At 34.9% G+C, this 15037-nt stretch carries 14 protein-coding genes and 2 pseudogenes; 11 read left to right on the top strand and 5 right to left on the bottom strand.

The window, feature by feature from the left end:
- Positions 1–59: 59 nt before the first annotated feature.
- From secG to OOK87_RS06505, 4 genes are all read left to right on the top strand, one after another.
- A complete protein-coding gene (secG, locus tag OOK87_RS06520) occupies positions 60–380 on the top strand; it encodes a preprotein translocase subunit SecG (RefSeq protein ID WP_264688392.1) in 321 nt (106 codons plus the stop codon).
- Complete coding sequence (locus OOK87_RS06515; RefSeq protein WP_264688391.1) at positions 380–1984, top strand: CTP synthase; 1605 nt, start codon at positions 380–382, stop codon at positions 1982–1984. The genes secG and OOK87_RS06515 overlap by 1 nt, the downstream gene beginning before the upstream one ends.
- Before the next feature lie 41 nt (positions 1985–2025).
- Complete coding sequence (locus OOK87_RS06510; protein WP_264688504.1) at positions 2026–2445, top strand: nucleoside deaminase; 420 nt, start codon at positions 2026–2028, stop codon at positions 2443–2445.
- 601 nt (positions 2446–3046) lie between these two features.
- Positions 3047–4228: a WD_0033/WD_0034 family tandem repeat-containing protein gene (locus OOK87_RS06505; RefSeq protein WP_264688390.1), complete on the top strand. Its 1182-nt coding sequence runs from the start codon at positions 3047–3049 to the stop codon at positions 4226–4228.
- A 243-nt stretch (positions 4229–4471) separates the two neighbouring features.
- Here OOK87_RS06505 and OOK87_RS06500 read toward each other — a convergent pair whose 3' ends face one another.
- Positions 4472–5689 (bottom strand): MFS transporter, encoded by a 1218-nt coding sequence (locus OOK87_RS06500; RefSeq protein ID WP_264688389.1) that lies wholly within the window; start codon positions 5687–5689, stop codon positions 4472–4474.
- 77 nt (positions 5690–5766) lie between these two features.
- Here OOK87_RS06500 and OOK87_RS06495 point away from each other — a divergent pair.
- A pseudogene (locus OOK87_RS06495) lies at positions 5767–6998 on the top strand (IS256-like element ISWpi15 family transposase).
- Here OOK87_RS06495 and OOK87_RS06490 read toward each other — a convergent pair.
- Together OOK87_RS06490 and OOK87_RS06485 are read right to left on the bottom strand one after the other, a co-directional pair.
- Positions 6939–8129 carry an OTU domain-containing protein gene (locus OOK87_RS06490; protein ID WP_264688388.1) on the bottom strand — a complete coding sequence of 397 codons (1191 nt, stop codon included), beginning with the start codon at positions 8127–8129 and terminating at the stop codon, positions 6939–6941. The pseudogene OOK87_RS06495 and the gene OOK87_RS06490 overlap by 60 nt on opposite strands.
- 194 nt (positions 8130–8323) lie before the next feature.
- Positions 8324–9106: a DsbA family protein gene (locus OOK87_RS06485; protein WP_264688387.1), complete on the bottom strand. Its 783-nt coding sequence runs from the start codon at positions 9104–9106 to the stop codon at positions 8324–8326.
- 118 nt (positions 9107–9224) lie between these two features.
- Here OOK87_RS06485 and OOK87_RS06480 point away from each other — a divergent pair, with 118 nt between their 5' ends.
- The 6 genes from OOK87_RS06480 to OOK87_RS06455 all read left to right on the top strand — a co-directional run bounded on the left by OOK87_RS06480 (position 9225) and on the right by OOK87_RS06455 (position 13650).
- Positions 9225–9470, top strand: coding sequence for a hypothetical protein (locus tag OOK87_RS06480; protein WP_264688386.1), 246 nt, complete (start codon positions 9225–9227; stop codon positions 9468–9470).
- A complete protein-coding gene (locus OOK87_RS06475) occupies positions 9448–9960 on the top strand; it encodes an AAA family ATPase (RefSeq protein ID WP_253309840.1) in 513 nt (170 codons plus the stop codon). The genes OOK87_RS06480 and OOK87_RS06475 overlap by 23 nt, the downstream gene beginning before the upstream one ends.
- 109 nt (positions 9961–10069) lie before the next feature.
- Complete coding sequence (locus OOK87_RS06470) at positions 10070–10918, top strand: AAA family ATPase (RefSeq protein WP_264688385.1); 849 nt, start codon at positions 10070–10072, stop codon at positions 10916–10918.
- 18 nt (positions 10919–10936) lie between these two features.
- Positions 10937–12424, top strand: a complete 1488-nt coding sequence (locus OOK87_RS06465; protein ID WP_253309842.1) for a UbiD family decarboxylase — start codon at positions 10937–10939, stop codon at positions 12422–12424.
- A 43-nt stretch (positions 12425–12467) separates the two neighbouring features.
- Positions 12468–12998, top strand: a complete 531-nt coding sequence (locus OOK87_RS06460) for a phospholipase D family nuclease (protein ID WP_253309843.1) — start codon at positions 12468–12470, stop codon at positions 12996–12998.
- Between the two features lie 109 nt (positions 12999–13107).
- Positions 13108–13650, top strand: coding sequence for a hypothetical protein (locus OOK87_RS06455; protein ID WP_264688384.1), 543 nt, complete (start codon positions 13108–13110; stop codon positions 13648–13650).
- Positions 13651–14067: 417 nt separating this feature from the next.
- Here OOK87_RS06455 and OOK87_RS06450 read toward each other — a convergent pair.
- Together OOK87_RS06450 and rnc are read right to left on the bottom strand one after the other, a co-directional pair.
- Positions 14068–14203: pseudogene (locus OOK87_RS06450) on the bottom strand (IS66 family transposase); the annotation flags it as partial.
- 81 nt (positions 14204–14284) lie between these two features.
- Positions 14285–14983 carry a ribonuclease III gene (gene rnc / locus OOK87_RS06445; protein ID WP_253309845.1) on the bottom strand — a complete coding sequence of 233 codons (699 nt, stop codon included), beginning with the start codon at positions 14981–14983 and terminating at the stop codon, positions 14285–14287.
- Between the last annotated feature and the right edge of the window lie 54 nt (positions 14984–15037).

Genomic DNA, 15037 nt, shown 5'->3' with positions numbered 1-15037 from the left:
GATGTTCTTGACTTATGCACTTTATGCTCCTAAAATTTTTATTTTCAGCTCTATCTATAATGTCAGTAGCGGTATTAAGTATATTTCAAGTAATATTGGTTGTTGTGTTAGTAATTTTAGTGCTCTTGCAGCCGCCTGGGAGTAGTTCGTTAAGTGGTTTTAGTAATACACAAAAGGGAGTCAATTCGATGATTCCGGTAAAATCTTCTAAAAACCCGCTCAGCAGAATAACGACTATTGTTGCTGGATTGTTTATTATAAACACATTGCTATTGTCAGGATTATATTCAAAAGACGTACATAAAAAATCGATTGCAGAGAAAATTATATTAGAAAAAAAGCAAGAAAGTGAACCTACTTCTGTTCCATTTGAAAATTAATGAAGGAAGCTAAATTTATCTTTGTCACAGGTGGAGTTGTGTCATCGCTTGGTAAAGGCTTAGTTGCTTCAAGCGTTGGTGCGCTTCTTCAAGCTTACGGTTTTAAGATCCGTATCAGAAAACTTGACCCGTATCTCAACATTGATCCTGGGACAATGAACCCAACTCAGCACGGAGAGGTGTTTGTTACCGAGGATGGTGCTGAAACTGATTTGGATCTTGGGCATTATGAGCGTTTTACTGGAATTAAAGCAACAAAAGATGACAATATAACAACTGGTAAGATATATCATGAGTTGTTGAAGAAAGAGAGGCGTGGTGATTATCTGGGCAAAACTGTGCAAGTCATTCCTCATGTGACAGATTTAATCAAATCGTTCATTTTTAATGGTACGGAAGGTTTAGATTTTGTAATATGTGAAATAGGCGGAACTGTAGGTGACATTGAAAGCCAACCATTTTTGGAGGCTATACGCCAAGTTAACTACACATTAGGAAAACAAAGAGTTATCCTTATTCACTTAACTTTAATACCATATCTTACCGCAGCGCAAGAATTAAAGACAAAACCAACGCAGCATTCAGTTCGAGAGTTAAATTCCGCGGGGTTACAACCAGATATTATATTATGCCGCAGTGAGAAAGAAATTTTCGATAATCAGAGAGAGAAAATAGCTAAGCTTTGCAATGTTTCTTTGTCCAATGTGATACCTGCTCCTGATGTGAGTCATATATATGAGTTACCGGTGTTGTATAGCCAATGTGGGCTTGATACGGAAATTTTGGAGCACTTTCATTTAAGTGAGCCAAAACCAAGCTTGATTGAATGGGATCAAATAGTGCATTCCATAAGGCACCCAACACAGGAAGTTACTGTGTCTATAGTGGGAAAATACACCGAATTCCCTGATGCGTATAAATCACTAGTTGAAGCATTAAATCATGGTGCGATTAGTAATAAAGTCAAAGTAAAGATAAATTGGGTTAACTCAAGAGAGAAGGAAGAAAAACCTATAAATGAAAAGCTTATAGGGGAGAAGTTACAGAATTCTCATGCAATTCTTGTCCCAGGGGGGTTTGGTGATGACGGAGTAGAGAGTAAAATATTAGCAATAAATTATGCCCGTACAAATAATATCCCATTTTTCGGAATTTGCCTTGGTATGCAGCTTGCAATTATTGAGTTTGCTCGTAATGTTGTTAAGCTTGAAGATTCACACTCTGAAGAATTTCATAACTGTAAACATCCAATCGTTAAGTTAGCTGGCGATCAAGATGACGATCTTGGTGGAACCATGAGACTTGGGGCATACAAATGTAATATAAATGCAAGCTCTAAAATGATGGATGCATATAGTAACACTACTATTTCAGAAAGACACAGACATAGATACATAATCAATTCAGATTATAAAGATGATTTGGAAAAAAATGGGCTGCTATGCAGTGGCATATCAGAAGATGGAACATGTATAGAGGCAGTGGAGTTAGAGAGTCATCCGTGGTTTATTGGTGTGCAGTTTCATCCAGAGTTTCAATCAAAGCCGTTTTCTCCTCATCCTCTTTTTATATCGTTTATTAAGGCAGCAGTTAATAAAATTTAAAAAAAGAAGATTAGCAAAGGAAAGTGTTCAAGTATCAATATATGGAGCTTGCCATAGAGCAAGCCAAACTTGCTCAAAAAAATGATGAGGTTCCCATAGGTGCCGTAATAGTTAGTGGAAGCAATGTCGTTTCTTCTGCACACAACATATCCAACGATCCAACTGCACATGCAGAGATGTTATCAATCAAGCAGGCATGTGAGTTGCTCTCAACTTCAACGCTTTATGATTCTGACATATACGTAACATTAGAACCATGTCCGATGTGTGCTCAAGCTATTTCCTTTGCCAGGATTAAACGATTGTACTTTGGAGCTTATAATCCAAAAGGTGGAGGAATTGAAAATGGTGCTAAGATATTTCAATTTTGCAGCCATATACCTGAAGTTTATGGTGGGATATTAGAAACAGAATGCTCTTTTTTGTTAAAGGATTTTTTTGAGAAACTGAGAGACATTTGACAAAGCGTCATGCTACTTGTTTTCCGATACAAATTCGTCATCCCGCTACGTGTTAGCGGGATCTATGCTAGGAGATACCGTGACGGTATGACGGTTAAGTAATTCGTCATTCCAGCGCGTGACGCACAACTATACAAACATTGTCCCACCAGCAGGGTGTCATGCAAGTAGCTGACACATAGCTGTACGAACATTCATTTTTGAAGGTAAATTGCACAGCAAATGGTGTCATCCCAGTGCCCAGACACTGGGATCCAGAAATTTTGCTTATAACTGAGCTGATGAGCTAAAGGTAGTTGTCTTACGCTAAAACAAACGTTTTTAATTAAGTTGCATAGAAGCTGGATCCCAGTGTCTGGGCACTTTAGACAATGTTACAAAAAATAATATCATAGAATTCAATAGGATAATCCCTAGAGAATTACTCATCTACAAAAAGGCAAATCGTGTTAATGCTGTTTAGATGTAAAAGATAAGCTAAATCTTTACATGGAATTTAAAACAGTAGAATACCTTTGATTGAAAGAAAGCACCAACTTTATGGGGTGAGCAACTGCAACTACTACCACTAAATCAATAAATCTTAATAGGGGAAAACATTATGAAAACGTCAAAACTGACATTAGTATGTGATATATATGAGTTAACAGATAAAGATAGAAAGAATATACAAAAACTAGCAAGAAAAATAGAAGAAGGGGAAGGTATTGCCGAAAAGTTCAAAAATGGAATATTCAAAAAGTCCAGCTATAACGCAAGCACGATTCTTTTAGCAAAAATAACTTACGAGTATCATGGTAGAGAGGAGACGTTGTCACTACTACATTATGCTATAAGTCATAAAAATAATCAAGCTGTAAAAGATCTTTTAGAAGAAGCCAAAAAACAAAAACTATTAAAGGAAGTTCTGAATGAAGAGATGACCACAAAACATTCAGATGGTCGGGAAGAAATTCATACAATACTTACAGATGCTATATCACGTAGAGACAATGACATGATTAGAGCAGTGTTAAAGATCTCTGAGGAAAATGGTATTTTGAAAGATATTCTAAAAAAGAGAATAATTATAAAACATTCAAATAGCAAGGAAATGACTTACACCCCATTCACCTATGCTGAAGCGTGTGAAAATAGTGAAGCTGTAAGAGAACTGGGAAATATTCTTAATAAGAGAGCAACCCAGCAGCCCACTGTTGTAACAGCCAAAACTACTACAGCTAGAAGTGAAAAAGTGCTTCAAGATACTATCGGTAATATCGAGGCACCGGCTAACGCATATGAAAATAATAATGAAAGTAGTCTTGAAGAATCTATAGAACATAAATATCTTGAGCCATGCGAAAATAGTAATGAAAGTAATACAATAGCTATAGAGCACATCGCTGCTTCAATAGAAAAGCTCGATAATACTGGAATATGCGAAAAAAATGAAACTGCTGTAACAGAAACTGACATACAAGAGCCAAATGCTTCCAACAGCCTTTCTTCTGCTGCATGTTTTGATAATGGATCTAGCAAAGAAAATACTGCAGACAAAAAAGAAAAACCATCAATGCAACAAAGACGAGCAATCTTGGCTGGTAGTGTTGGTGCGGCATTACTAGTCTGTGGTATTGTAGCTTGTATATTGAAAATGTATGCCATAGCGGTGATTGGGGGAATAGTTGGATTAGCGTGTATAGGTTTTGCACTGTACAATTCGTTCAAGCCAAATACCAAGCTCGAGAAAGTGAGAGATGTAGAACAGCCAATTATTGAATCTTCTTTAAACCCAATATAAATCAAAAAAAATGGTCATAATCATCAAGTAAATTTTTTAAAAAAGTAAAATGAGATAATTTCTTTGGAAGAATCTATAAATCATTAACTTATAGCCCTTCTCATAATAATCCAAATTAGGTAAGATACGGATTCATGGCTATGGTGGAAGTCAGTAGGCAAGCAGCGTATAGTGATCGGATTATTGTGAAAAGAGCTATACTATAAAACGTCTCAACTTTCTCTCCACTTTTTCTGGGTAAGGTCACTTAAGTGATAACCTTTGATTATTTATTATTAATGATAGCCCTAGCAATACTAACAACAAACCAACTAGTAAAAACATTATATCAATCATAATAAAATTGGTTAACAATGCACCAATTAAAGGAGATATAATCATGAAAAAGTTTTGAATAGATTCACTGAATGCAGAAACTGAGCCTATTATATTTTGTTCAACTTCCGTCTGTAATAGAATAGCGTATGGTATATTAATAAGTGCTCCTGTTATCCCAAATAAAAGCCATATTAATACATAAAAATATACAGACAAATTTATCTGATAAAAAGCCAATAACCCTAAAAGCAATAATAATAACCCACCAAAGATTTGCCCTGCAGAAATTAATGCAATATATCTAAAACGGGCAATATAAGTAGTAACTATTACTGAACCGACAACACTACCTACTCCAATAGCACTTATTGCTATTGCATATATTGATGCATTAAAATTCATGAATTTGTTTAAAACTATTATATAAAAATCGAATACAAATATTATGGCAAATCTTAATGCACTGTTAATAATAACAACATTTAAAAGTTTATTATTTTTAATTGTATTGCCCACATTTATCAGCTTCTTATATATAAAAGACAATTTACTAACCTTATTATTAGTTAATTTTGTTTCTGTAAATTCCACAGGTAAGCTAATAGCTTTAATAAAGCATGCAGATACTAAAAAAGTGAAGGCATTAACAATAAACAGAAAATCTATATCACAATATAAGATCAACAAACCGCCGAATGCAGGACCAATAATTTTTGCAAATTGGTTCGAGGTATGCAAAAAACCTGATGCTCTTGGCAATAAATCATTAAGAACCATTACTTTTAATGCTATTTGTCTAGAAGGTAAGAAAAAACAACGGCATATTCCCTCTAAGAATAGTAGTAACAAAATTATCTTATAATGATAAGCTGAAAAATACAAAATAATAGATAAAGCTGCTCGAAAAACATCAGAATAAATCAAAATAGGTATTGGATTTTTATTATCTACTGATACTCCTATAATTGAACCAAAAAAGACGCTTGGAGCTGCCATAGCAATCTCAACAATAGCGAGCATTTGTGATGGTAAGCCAATATCATAGATGAATAATGAGGCAATAATGGGTATTATCATCCAATCACCTAAACTGGAAATAAAATCGGCAATAAGTAAGTTGACGTAGTTAGCATTACCGATCAAACGATGGGAGTGTTAAATAAACTGTGTCAAACCGAAAAAAAAGTAATAAATTGATATAAAAAAATGGAGGTTTGACAATGAGTCAGAAAGTAGTAAACAGAACTACCGGTTTGGTAGATTATAAAGAATTAGAAACAAATATCCTGTCGTCTATACGAGAAGGAAGACCGTTGACAGGAAGAGATGGAGCATTAACACCGTTTATAAAAAAGTTGCTGGAGGTAAGCCTGGAAGGTGAAATAGAAAACCACTTGTCGGCTGAAAGCGAAGAGAATAATCGAAGAAATGGGAGGAATGCAAAGACTTTACGTACAAGCGCAGGGTCATTTGAGCTTTTGACGCCAATAAGATAGGGAAGGAAGTTTCGAACCACAAATAGTCAAAAAAAGGCAAACAAACTTACATCCAGAGCTTGAAACGAAGATTTTGAGCACATTTGCCAGTGGTATGGGCTATAGAGATATAGTGTCACATGTTGAGGAAATTTATGATCACAAAATATCGGTGGCAGAGATATCAAGTATTACTGACAAATTGCTACCAGTAATCAACGAATGGCGTAGTCGCCCGCTGCAGTCTGTATATCCGATAGTTTTCATGGTTTTTTAAAGTCAAAGAGGACGGGCATTGCGTAAGTAAATGCATGTATAACATATTAGGCATAGATCAAAATGGCAAAAAAGAAGTATTAGGTTTTTATTTGGCTGAAAGTGAAGGAGCTAACTTCTGGTTGGGAGTGCTAAATGACCTCAAAGAAAGAGGAGTAGAAGATATCCTTATTGCCTGCGTTGATGGGCTGAAAAGCTTTCCTGCAGCTATAAACAGTGTCTTTCCTAATGCGGAAGTGCAGATGTGTATAGTGCATCAGATACGCAACTCACTGAAGTATGTGGCCAGTAAAGATGCGAAGAGTTTTTTGAGCGATTTAAAGAAGGTATATCAAGCTTCAAGCAAGGAAATTGCCGAGAATTATCTGTTGGAATTGGATGAAAAATGGGGCACAAAGTACCCTATGGTTATAAAATCTTGGCAGAATAATTGGGAAAACTTGTCTGGTTATTTTAAGTATTCTGGTCCAGTTAGGAGGATAATCTACACCACCAATCCCATAGAGGGGCTACATAGGCAAATTAGGAAATTCACTAAGACCAAAGGCTCATTTACCAGCATAAATGCCTTGTATAAGCAGGTATATTGTGCTATAAAGAAGGCAGAGGAAAAGTGGACGATGCCTGTACATGATTGGGCATTAACTATCTCTCAACTTGATGTTTTCTTTCCTGGCAGATTGAAAATTGAGTTGAACTAAAAATGCGGTTTGACACAGTTTATTTAACACTCCCTCTTTCTTGTAATTATTAATTAATTTTTTTTGTATTTCTTTTTGTTGTGTTTTTTGTTCTTGCTGATGAGAGGAAGGGATTTCTTTATCTATGTGAATTTGTAAAACCGGCGCACTAGTACTGGTATTAATTATTTCTTGTTGTACTTTTTGCTCTGATTGATTAGAAGTAGGAATTTCTCTATCCGTATAAACAGTCGCACTAGCGCTGGCATTAATTCCTTCTTGTCGTGTTTTTTGCTCTAGTTGATGAGAAAAAGGGATTTCTTTATCCGTATAAACAGTCGCATTAGTGCTGGTATTAATTCTTTCTTGTTGTACTTCTTGCTCTGGTTGATTAGAAGGAGGAACTCTTTTATCTGTACTAAAAATTTCTTCACTAGAAACTTGTTGATCTTCTTTTATATCTTCAGAAATTCCACTAAGGAGTGGTACAAAATGTTGCATGTAATTCACTACTCCTACAGTTTTTTTACTATTATCTATCTTTAATTGATCAAGATTCACATCTTGTATAAAAACTTCTAGATCATCATCATGTGCTGTAATTTTAGTTACTGTAACTTTTTGACTATCTTCCTCTATTGAATAAATATAAAGCTCCACTTCATACTTATCACATATCATTCTCCCTTCAACCCCTGGGCGACCCCATATAGGTGGGCTAGCTTCTGTAGCCATACTTCTAATATCTTTTAAATATCTATCAAAAGATGCAATATTGTCTGGTATAATATTGTTCTGGTTATCTTTCATTACATTTCCGTTTGAACCTATCATAGGTACAGCATATCCTTCAGCAATATTTTTTGTTATTTCATTAAAAACCCATCGTGAGTCCTTTTTGTTTTCAGCATAATCTGCACAATCTTTTCTTAATGATTTTGCGGTAAAACGATAACCAGGTTTTATATTTAACTCATTCAACCCTTGAGCCACGGAGTCAAAAAAGCAATCTCCTGTCTTTATAGCAATTCCTATGTTTAGATTTTTGGGACAAGCATTTTTTAAATTATGCAGTAAATCACTTGATTTTTTCTTTTCTTTGATTTGTCGAAAAAGAGCAATTGGTTCTCTTATATAATTAGGCTCTTTCATATTGTAACCTCAGAATGGTAGCTATATGTTAAGTTTAACACTTTTTAATGGATTAGTCAACCTTTGCAGGCTAAGGTTATGCTCGACTGTAGGCATCACCTGCTTTTCTTGAGCTACTGCGTATCTTATACGTACTGCTATTTATCACATTCATAATTAGATTCGTTTACGTTGTCAAGTAAAAAAATAAAATTTTATAGCAAATTAATCGCTGAAGCTAGTTTTTGCTTGCGACTTAATTCATCTACTTTTTTGCGTAATACATTCAAATCAGTTGCTCCTACAAACAGACTATCCCTAATTATTAAAAAAGGTGTGCCCCCTACTCCCAAATCTCTTACTAGGAGCTTACTGCCATTTATCATTTGCTCAATTTTGTCCGCGTTATTTTTCATGGAATTATTAAAATCGTCCTCATCAATCCCTATGCTTTTCACTATATCCAATATGCTTTCGTCTGAAAATCCTCCTTTGTGACTTAAAGCAGAATAGTGAAAGTCGAAATATTTTTCTTTATCAATAAAGTAAACAGCTAAAGCGCTTTTTGCTGCACTTAAAGAGTCATTACCAAGTATTGGAGCATCCCTAAAGATATACTTAATTTTACCGTCGTTAATTAACTGTTTTATATCGTCTTTTATAGTCTTGCAATATCCACAAGAATAGTCAAAGAAACCTACAGCTATAACACTACTATTTTCATTTCCGGAGTAAGGATAAGTAAGGTCAAATATTTGATCCTTGTATTGTGAAATTTTACTTTTGGTCACATTATCTCGAGCAGCGTAACTACTTTTAATCGACTCCTCTTTGAGAGTTTTTACGATCTTATCAAAATTTCTACTTATATAATTATCTAATTTCTCACCTATATAATCATCGCTTAGCATTTGGCTGCGATTTGAAAGCCAATTGTTTATTACTGGTAAACTTGCTACTGCCAGTATAAGGATCAATAAAAACGATATTCTAGACATACAATTTATTTAAAAACCTACAACATAAAACTTTAGTACACATTTATCTGTATATTAAAAGAAGCATCTAATATTAATATATGAAAACATTTATATCAAGTGTATTTTATAACCAGTTTTGCCTCAAATGCAAACTTTACGTACAATGGAACTCAAGCACATTACTGAAAAGCTCATCAGAAGACTTGGTGATGCAAATGACCAAACCATCGCCAGAATAGCCAATTATGAGATGCTCTATCTTTTACCGCCGCGTATAACAACTGTAAACATGGCGGTAAAAAAAGTTGATCATCTTATAACCGCCGTGTATAATGCTAACAAATGCGGCGGTAAATTATATGAGCGAACCAATAATTGGTAGAGAAAAGGAAATAGCCATTCTAGAAAGTAAACTTCTCTTTTCCCCATTTGCTGAGTTTATTGCAGTGTATGGTCGGCGTCGTGTGGGTAAGACGTACCTAATAAAACAATTTTTCAGTAAACATGCCGATGTTTTATTTGAACAAACAGGTCTTAATAATGGTACTATGCAGGAACAACTTGCAATTTTTACACAGTCGTTATCAAATACTTTTTATAAAGGTGCAAAAATGGCTTTGCCTGAAGTGTGGCTGGATGCATTACAACAATTAACACTTGCTATTGATAACACACATGAGAATGAACACATTGTCTTATTTTTTGATGAACTTCCATGGTTAGCTACAAGAAAGTCTCGTTTTCTAGAAACGTTAGAATATTTTTGGAATATACATTGGACAAACCGAAAGAAGCTTATCTTGGTTGTATGTGGTTCAGCAGCTTCTTGGATGTTGGAAAATATAATTTATACCAAAAGGGGGGTTGCATAACCGCATTACCGCAAGGATACCTTTGCAGCCTTTTAACTTACGTGAAACTAAAGAGTATCTAAGATATTTAGGAATCAACCTTAATCACCAGCAGATATTACAGATCTATATGGCTATTGGAGGAATACCACATTACCTTAAGGAAGTAAGTAAAGGATTATCAGCAGCACAAAACATTAATATGATCTGTTTTCAGAAGGGTGGTTTGTTATTTGATGAATTTGATATGTTGTTTCACTCCTTGTATGAAGAGCCAGAGACATATCTAAATATCATTCGTGCGATTGCAAAAAAGCCAAAAGGGATAAGCAGAAAAGAACTTATAAAAGCGACTAAAATCACTGAGGGTGGTCGCTTAACTGCTAAATTAAGGAGTTTAGAAGAAGCAGGATTTATTGGTGGTTTTTTACCATTGAACAAGGGAAAGAGAGGAGTATATTACAGGGTAATGGACGAGTATATATTATTTTATCTAACGTGGATTGAGCCGTTTAAGGAAGTAACAAAAAGGGCAATAATAAGTGATGCTCACTATTGGGAGTTAGCAATAAAGAAACCAGCTTGGCAAACATGGACAGGGCAAACATTTGAAGCAGTGTGTTTTAAACATGCCAATGTAATTAGAAAAAAATTAGATATAGAGCATATAGCAGTTATATGTGGAGATTGGCAATATCAACCAGAAAAATACAGTAAAGAGTCTGGTGCTCAAATAGATCTAGTTTTCGATCGAGAAGATGGATGTGTAATGCTCTGTGAGATAAAATATAGTGATAAACCTTATACAGTAACAAAGGAATTTGTCGAACAATTAAAAAGAAAAGAAGCAATTTATAGAGAAAAAACGAAATCAAAGAAGCAAATATTCTGGGTGTTAATTGCTGCAAATGGAGTTTCTGAGAACCAATATCTAAAAGATACGATACATCATGTGATTACACTAGAAGACTTGTTTTAAGTTATTTTAAATTTTAATATGTACACCAACTTACGCGACTTCATTAAAGCCTTAGAAGAAAAAAAAGATCTGATTAGGATTAAGGAGGAAGTTTCAACAGTTCTTGAAATGACAGAAATTCACCGTAGGGTTTTGTCAAATAAAGGACCAGCTATCATCTTTGAAAATGTTGTCACGGAAAACGGTAAAAATTCGATTCCAGTTTTGGTGAATTTATTTGGTACTATTAAGAGGATTGCATTGGGGTTGAACATAAACCCTGGTGAACTAAGAGATCTTGGTAAACTTTTAGCATTTTTGCGATCACCTGAGCCACCAAAAAACTTCAAAGATGCCGTGAAAATGTTTCCTTTACTAAAAGTTGTATTGTCGATGCGAAGTAAAGTTGTGAGCAAGGCTCCATGTCAAGAAGTGGTGCTAACTGGGGATGAGGTGGATCTTAGTTTGCTACCTATTCAAACATGCTGGCCAAATGAACCTGCACCACTTATCACCTGGCCAATTGTGGTGACAAAAGGCCCAACGGAAGACAAGCAAGATAATTTCAATCTTGGAATATATCGTATGCAGGTTATAGATAAAAAAACGACTCTAATGCGCTGGCTTGCACATCGTGGTGGTGCAGGTCACCACAAACGATGGAAAGAGAAGGAACAAAATATGAAATTTCCTGCTGCTGCTGTGATCGGTAGTGATCCTGCAACAATTATTGCTGCGGTAACTCCAGTGCCAGAAACATTGTCAGAATACCAATTTGCTGGGTTGCTGCGCAAAAAACCGCTTGAGCTTGTAAATTGTAAGACTATTCCGCTTCAAGTGCCAGCTCATGCAGAGATTGTTCTGGAAGGCTATGTAAGTTTGGATAGATATCAAGATGAAGGGCCATACGGAGATCACACCGGCTACTATAACTCTGTTGAGCAATTTCCAGAATTTAATATTACTGCAATTACTATGCGCAAAAATCCAATTTATCTCAGCACTTTCACTGGCAAGCCACCTGATGAACCATCAATTCTTGGTGAAGCGCTCAACGAAATCTTTGTGCCCATTCTTATCAATCAATTTCCAGAGATAGTGGATTTTTATCTACCACCAGAAGGTTGTTCATATAGAATAGCGGTGATATCGATAAAAAAGTCTTATCCAGGGCAGGCAAAAAGAATTGTTATGGGCATACTTTCCTTTCTAAAGCAATTTTTATACACGAAGTTTATTATCGTTGTTGATGATGATATAAATGTACGTGATTGGAAGGAAGTGATGTGGGCAATATCAACGAGAATGGACCCTGTGCGTGACACAATCACAATAGAGAACGCACCTATTGATTATTTAGATTTTGCTTCCCCTGAAAGTGGACTTGGAGGTAAAATGGGATTTGATGCAACAAATAAAATCCCGCCTGAAACCAAACGAGAATGGGGAGAGAAAATTAAAATGAGTGAGGAAATAGTAAGAAAAGTCACGGAGAAGTGGGAAGAATATGGATTGACAGGTGATTAAATTATGATGTAGCCTATCGCCGTATATCCGGGGGTGGGTTGTTGTGAGGCTTTTTCACTTTTTATTCTTGTTAATGTGTTTTTCTCTGTATTACTATGCGGGTTTTATATTTTCGCCCTGCCCAAAAGCTACGGTTTGCTTTTCACCTGGAGAAGATTGTGCTGTACCGATAATCAGCGTAATAGATCAGTCTAAAAAATCTATCTTAGTTCAAGAATATACATTTACTCTTGGAACAGTTGCAAAATCTTTGATTAATGCTAAAGAACGCGGTGTTGATGTTAAAGTCATCTTAGATAAATCGCAACTCTACTCAAAATATAGTGTTATAAATGAATTATTTTCAGGTGGAGTACCAATTTGGATCGATGATAAGCCAAAGATTGCTCATAATAAGATAATGATTGTTGACAATCAAAAAGTCATCACAGGGTCATTTAACCTTAGTAAGACAGCTAAAAAAGGAAATGCTGAAAATTTATTAATTATTACAGATTATCCTGAATTGATTCAGCAGTATGTGAAAAACTGGGAGGCACGAATGTCACAATCTTATAAATACGCTCCCAACTAATCGAGAGCGCTTGCTTAAAATCAGTTCTAAAAACAGCAAGAGAGAGCTTTTTTGATTGATTGACATAATGATTATGATATAATGAACTAAAAGTTTAAGGAATAAAGTAATGGATTATATAAATGATGCTGACGGTAGCTACACTGCCATTCATGATTTTTTTCAAAACAACGGTGTTGGAGATTACAAAGTTCAATGCAGTTATGGTGGGGTGCCGTATGCTACTGATGAGTACGTGCATTCTGGCGATAAATTTTGGAGTAATAATTTCATAGACTCACATTTTGGCAGGGAAATAAAAATGTATCCTCAAAGTGAACTTTTAGCTAAAGAATATGCTGGAAATACTTTGCCAGTTTCAATATCACTAGATAAGGATTTAATAAAAATGAAGGAATGTCAGAAAAAAACGAAATTTGTGGAACTAGAAAGGGAGTCAGGTGATTTAGTGTATGATAAGCAAAAGCATGTAAAGTGTTACACAACAAAGCTATCATATGATGATGTACATATTTACAATAACGATAAAGTTTCAACATTTAGCATAAAATACGACGTGCCAAATGATCCGAAATACAGTTTAAATATAACATTTACAAAGGTTAATGATAATAAACCAGGATTTTGGCAAAAATTTAAAAACATTTTTTAACCTGACCGTTCACTGGTTTTTACTCAATCAATCAATTACATTCTGTAATATTTGGGACGTCAAAAATTGACTTTATTTTTCTTGAGCTTTTTTTAATTTAAAATAAATACAGAAGCTTGTATCTTGAAATTTGCTGCAAGTGCAATTGCTTTCTAGCTATCTTTTATGGTATCTGTTCAGCTAAGCGGTGTGAGAGATAATATAGCTAAACTGACTTAGATTTACCGATAATTTGAAAAACAAAAATTCGTCATTCCGCTACTTGTTAGCGGAATCTATGCTGAGATACCGCGGCGGTATGACGTAGGAAAACCTTTCTTGGGTTAGCTATATCAGTTAATATTAAATTTTTATAATTAAAAAATATGCTATTTTTTAAAACTTTCATTCTCCTTGACTCTGTCAACTTCACAAAACAACTCTTGGACCAAATGTATCTGGCATAACACCTTTTGGTAACTTGCTACTTCTTTTTTTTCCGCATCTCCAACAACGGCCATTGATATTCCACTACATAAGGCTTAATTTTTGGTAGATCAACTTTTTTATGAATAATACTATGCTTCTCCTTAAATTGACCATTTCCCCTAAACGCTATTAGCTTCCTTAAAACTTACATTAATGCCTATTTTGCCTAAACTGAAGCGTCTTTTCCAATTTTTTCTAGCATCAACTCAGCAGCTTTTTGTTCAGCAATCTTTTTACTAGAAGCACATGCAGAAACTTTACCATAATCTTCTATGCAAACTGATATAGTAAATTCAGGATTGTGTGCTGGTCCAGTTTGTTTTACAAGCTCATACTCTGGTAAAGGCAATTTGTTTTTCTGAGTCCACTCTTGCAGTGAGGTTTTAGGATCTTGAGGGGGGTCAAGCATGCTTTTAGCTAGCTTTTCCCAATATTGGGTAATAAATTTTTCAACATTTTCAAGTCCGCCATCAATATAAATTGCACCTATTAGTGCTTCAAGCGAGTTTTCTAAATTTTTTAGGTTACATCTTCCTCCATTGCAGCGTTCACTATTATTCATGATGATAAAGCTGCCTAATTTTATTTCTTTAGCAACATTAGCAATGGTGTTGCCACAAACTAAATCCGTCTTTCTTTTTGCCAATGCTCCTTCTTTTTCTTCAGGAAATAGTTTAAACAGTATGGCAGATACGACCATATTCAAAACACTATCGCCCAAAAACTCTAGTCTTTCGTAGCTTACAATCTGGTTTTTGCTATTCCTTTTATTTACGCTTGGGTGAGTTAGTGCCTCTTCTAATATTGCATAATTTGTAAATTTATAATCAATGATCTTAGATATTGCATCATTCAAACTCTTCATACCCATTATTTAAAAGAAAAGCACTTTCTACCACCTTTATACCAGAGAATTAGT

This window comes from Wolbachia endosymbiont (group A) of Sympetrum striolatum (assembly GCF_947250715.1).
GTDB lineage: Bacteria > Pseudomonadota > Alphaproteobacteria > Rickettsiales > Anaplasmataceae > Wolbachia.
This window is presented reverse-complemented; position numbering and strand designations above follow the sequence as displayed.

Bases quoted from the DNA above. Each gene is read 5' to 3' on its own strand.
- secG (WP_264688392.1), top strand. From the start codon at position 60: ATGTCAGTAGCGGTATTAAGTATATTTCAAGTAATATTGGTTGTTGTG.
- OOK87_RS06515 (WP_264688391.1), top strand. From the start codon at position 380: ATGAAGGAAGCTAAATTTATCTTTGTCACAGGTGGAGTTGTGTCATCG.
- OOK87_RS06510 (WP_264688504.1), top strand. From the start codon at position 2,026: ATGGAGCTTGCCATAGAGCAAGCCAAACTTGCTCAAAAAAATGATGAG.
- OOK87_RS06505 (WP_264688390.1), top strand. From the start codon at position 3,047: ATGAAAACGTCAAAACTGACATTAGTATGTGATATATATGAGTTAACA.
- OOK87_RS06490 (WP_264688388.1), bottom strand. From the start codon at position 8,129: ATGAAAGAGCCTAATTATATAAGAGAACCAATTGCTCTTTTTCGACAA.
- OOK87_RS06485 (WP_264688387.1), bottom strand. From the start codon at position 9,106: ATGTCTAGAATATCGTTTTTATTGATCCTTATACTGGCAGTAGCAAGT.
- OOK87_RS06475 (WP_253309840.1), top strand. From the start codon at position 9,448: ATGAGCGAACCAATAATTGGTAGAGAAAAGGAAATAGCCATTCTAGAA.
- OOK87_RS06470 (WP_264688385.1), top strand. From the start codon at position 10,070: ATGGCTATTGGAGGAATACCACATTACCTTAAGGAAGTAAGTAAAGGA.
- OOK87_RS06465 (WP_253309842.1), top strand. From the start codon at position 10,937: ATGTACACCAACTTACGCGACTTCATTAAAGCCTTAGAAGAAAAAAAA.
- OOK87_RS06455 (WP_264688384.1), top strand. From the start codon at position 13,108: ATGGATTATATAAATGATGCTGACGGTAGCTACACTGCCATTCATGAT.
- rnc (WP_253309845.1), bottom strand. From the start codon at position 14,983: ATGAAGAGTTTGAATGATGCAATATCTAAGATCATTGATTATAAATTT.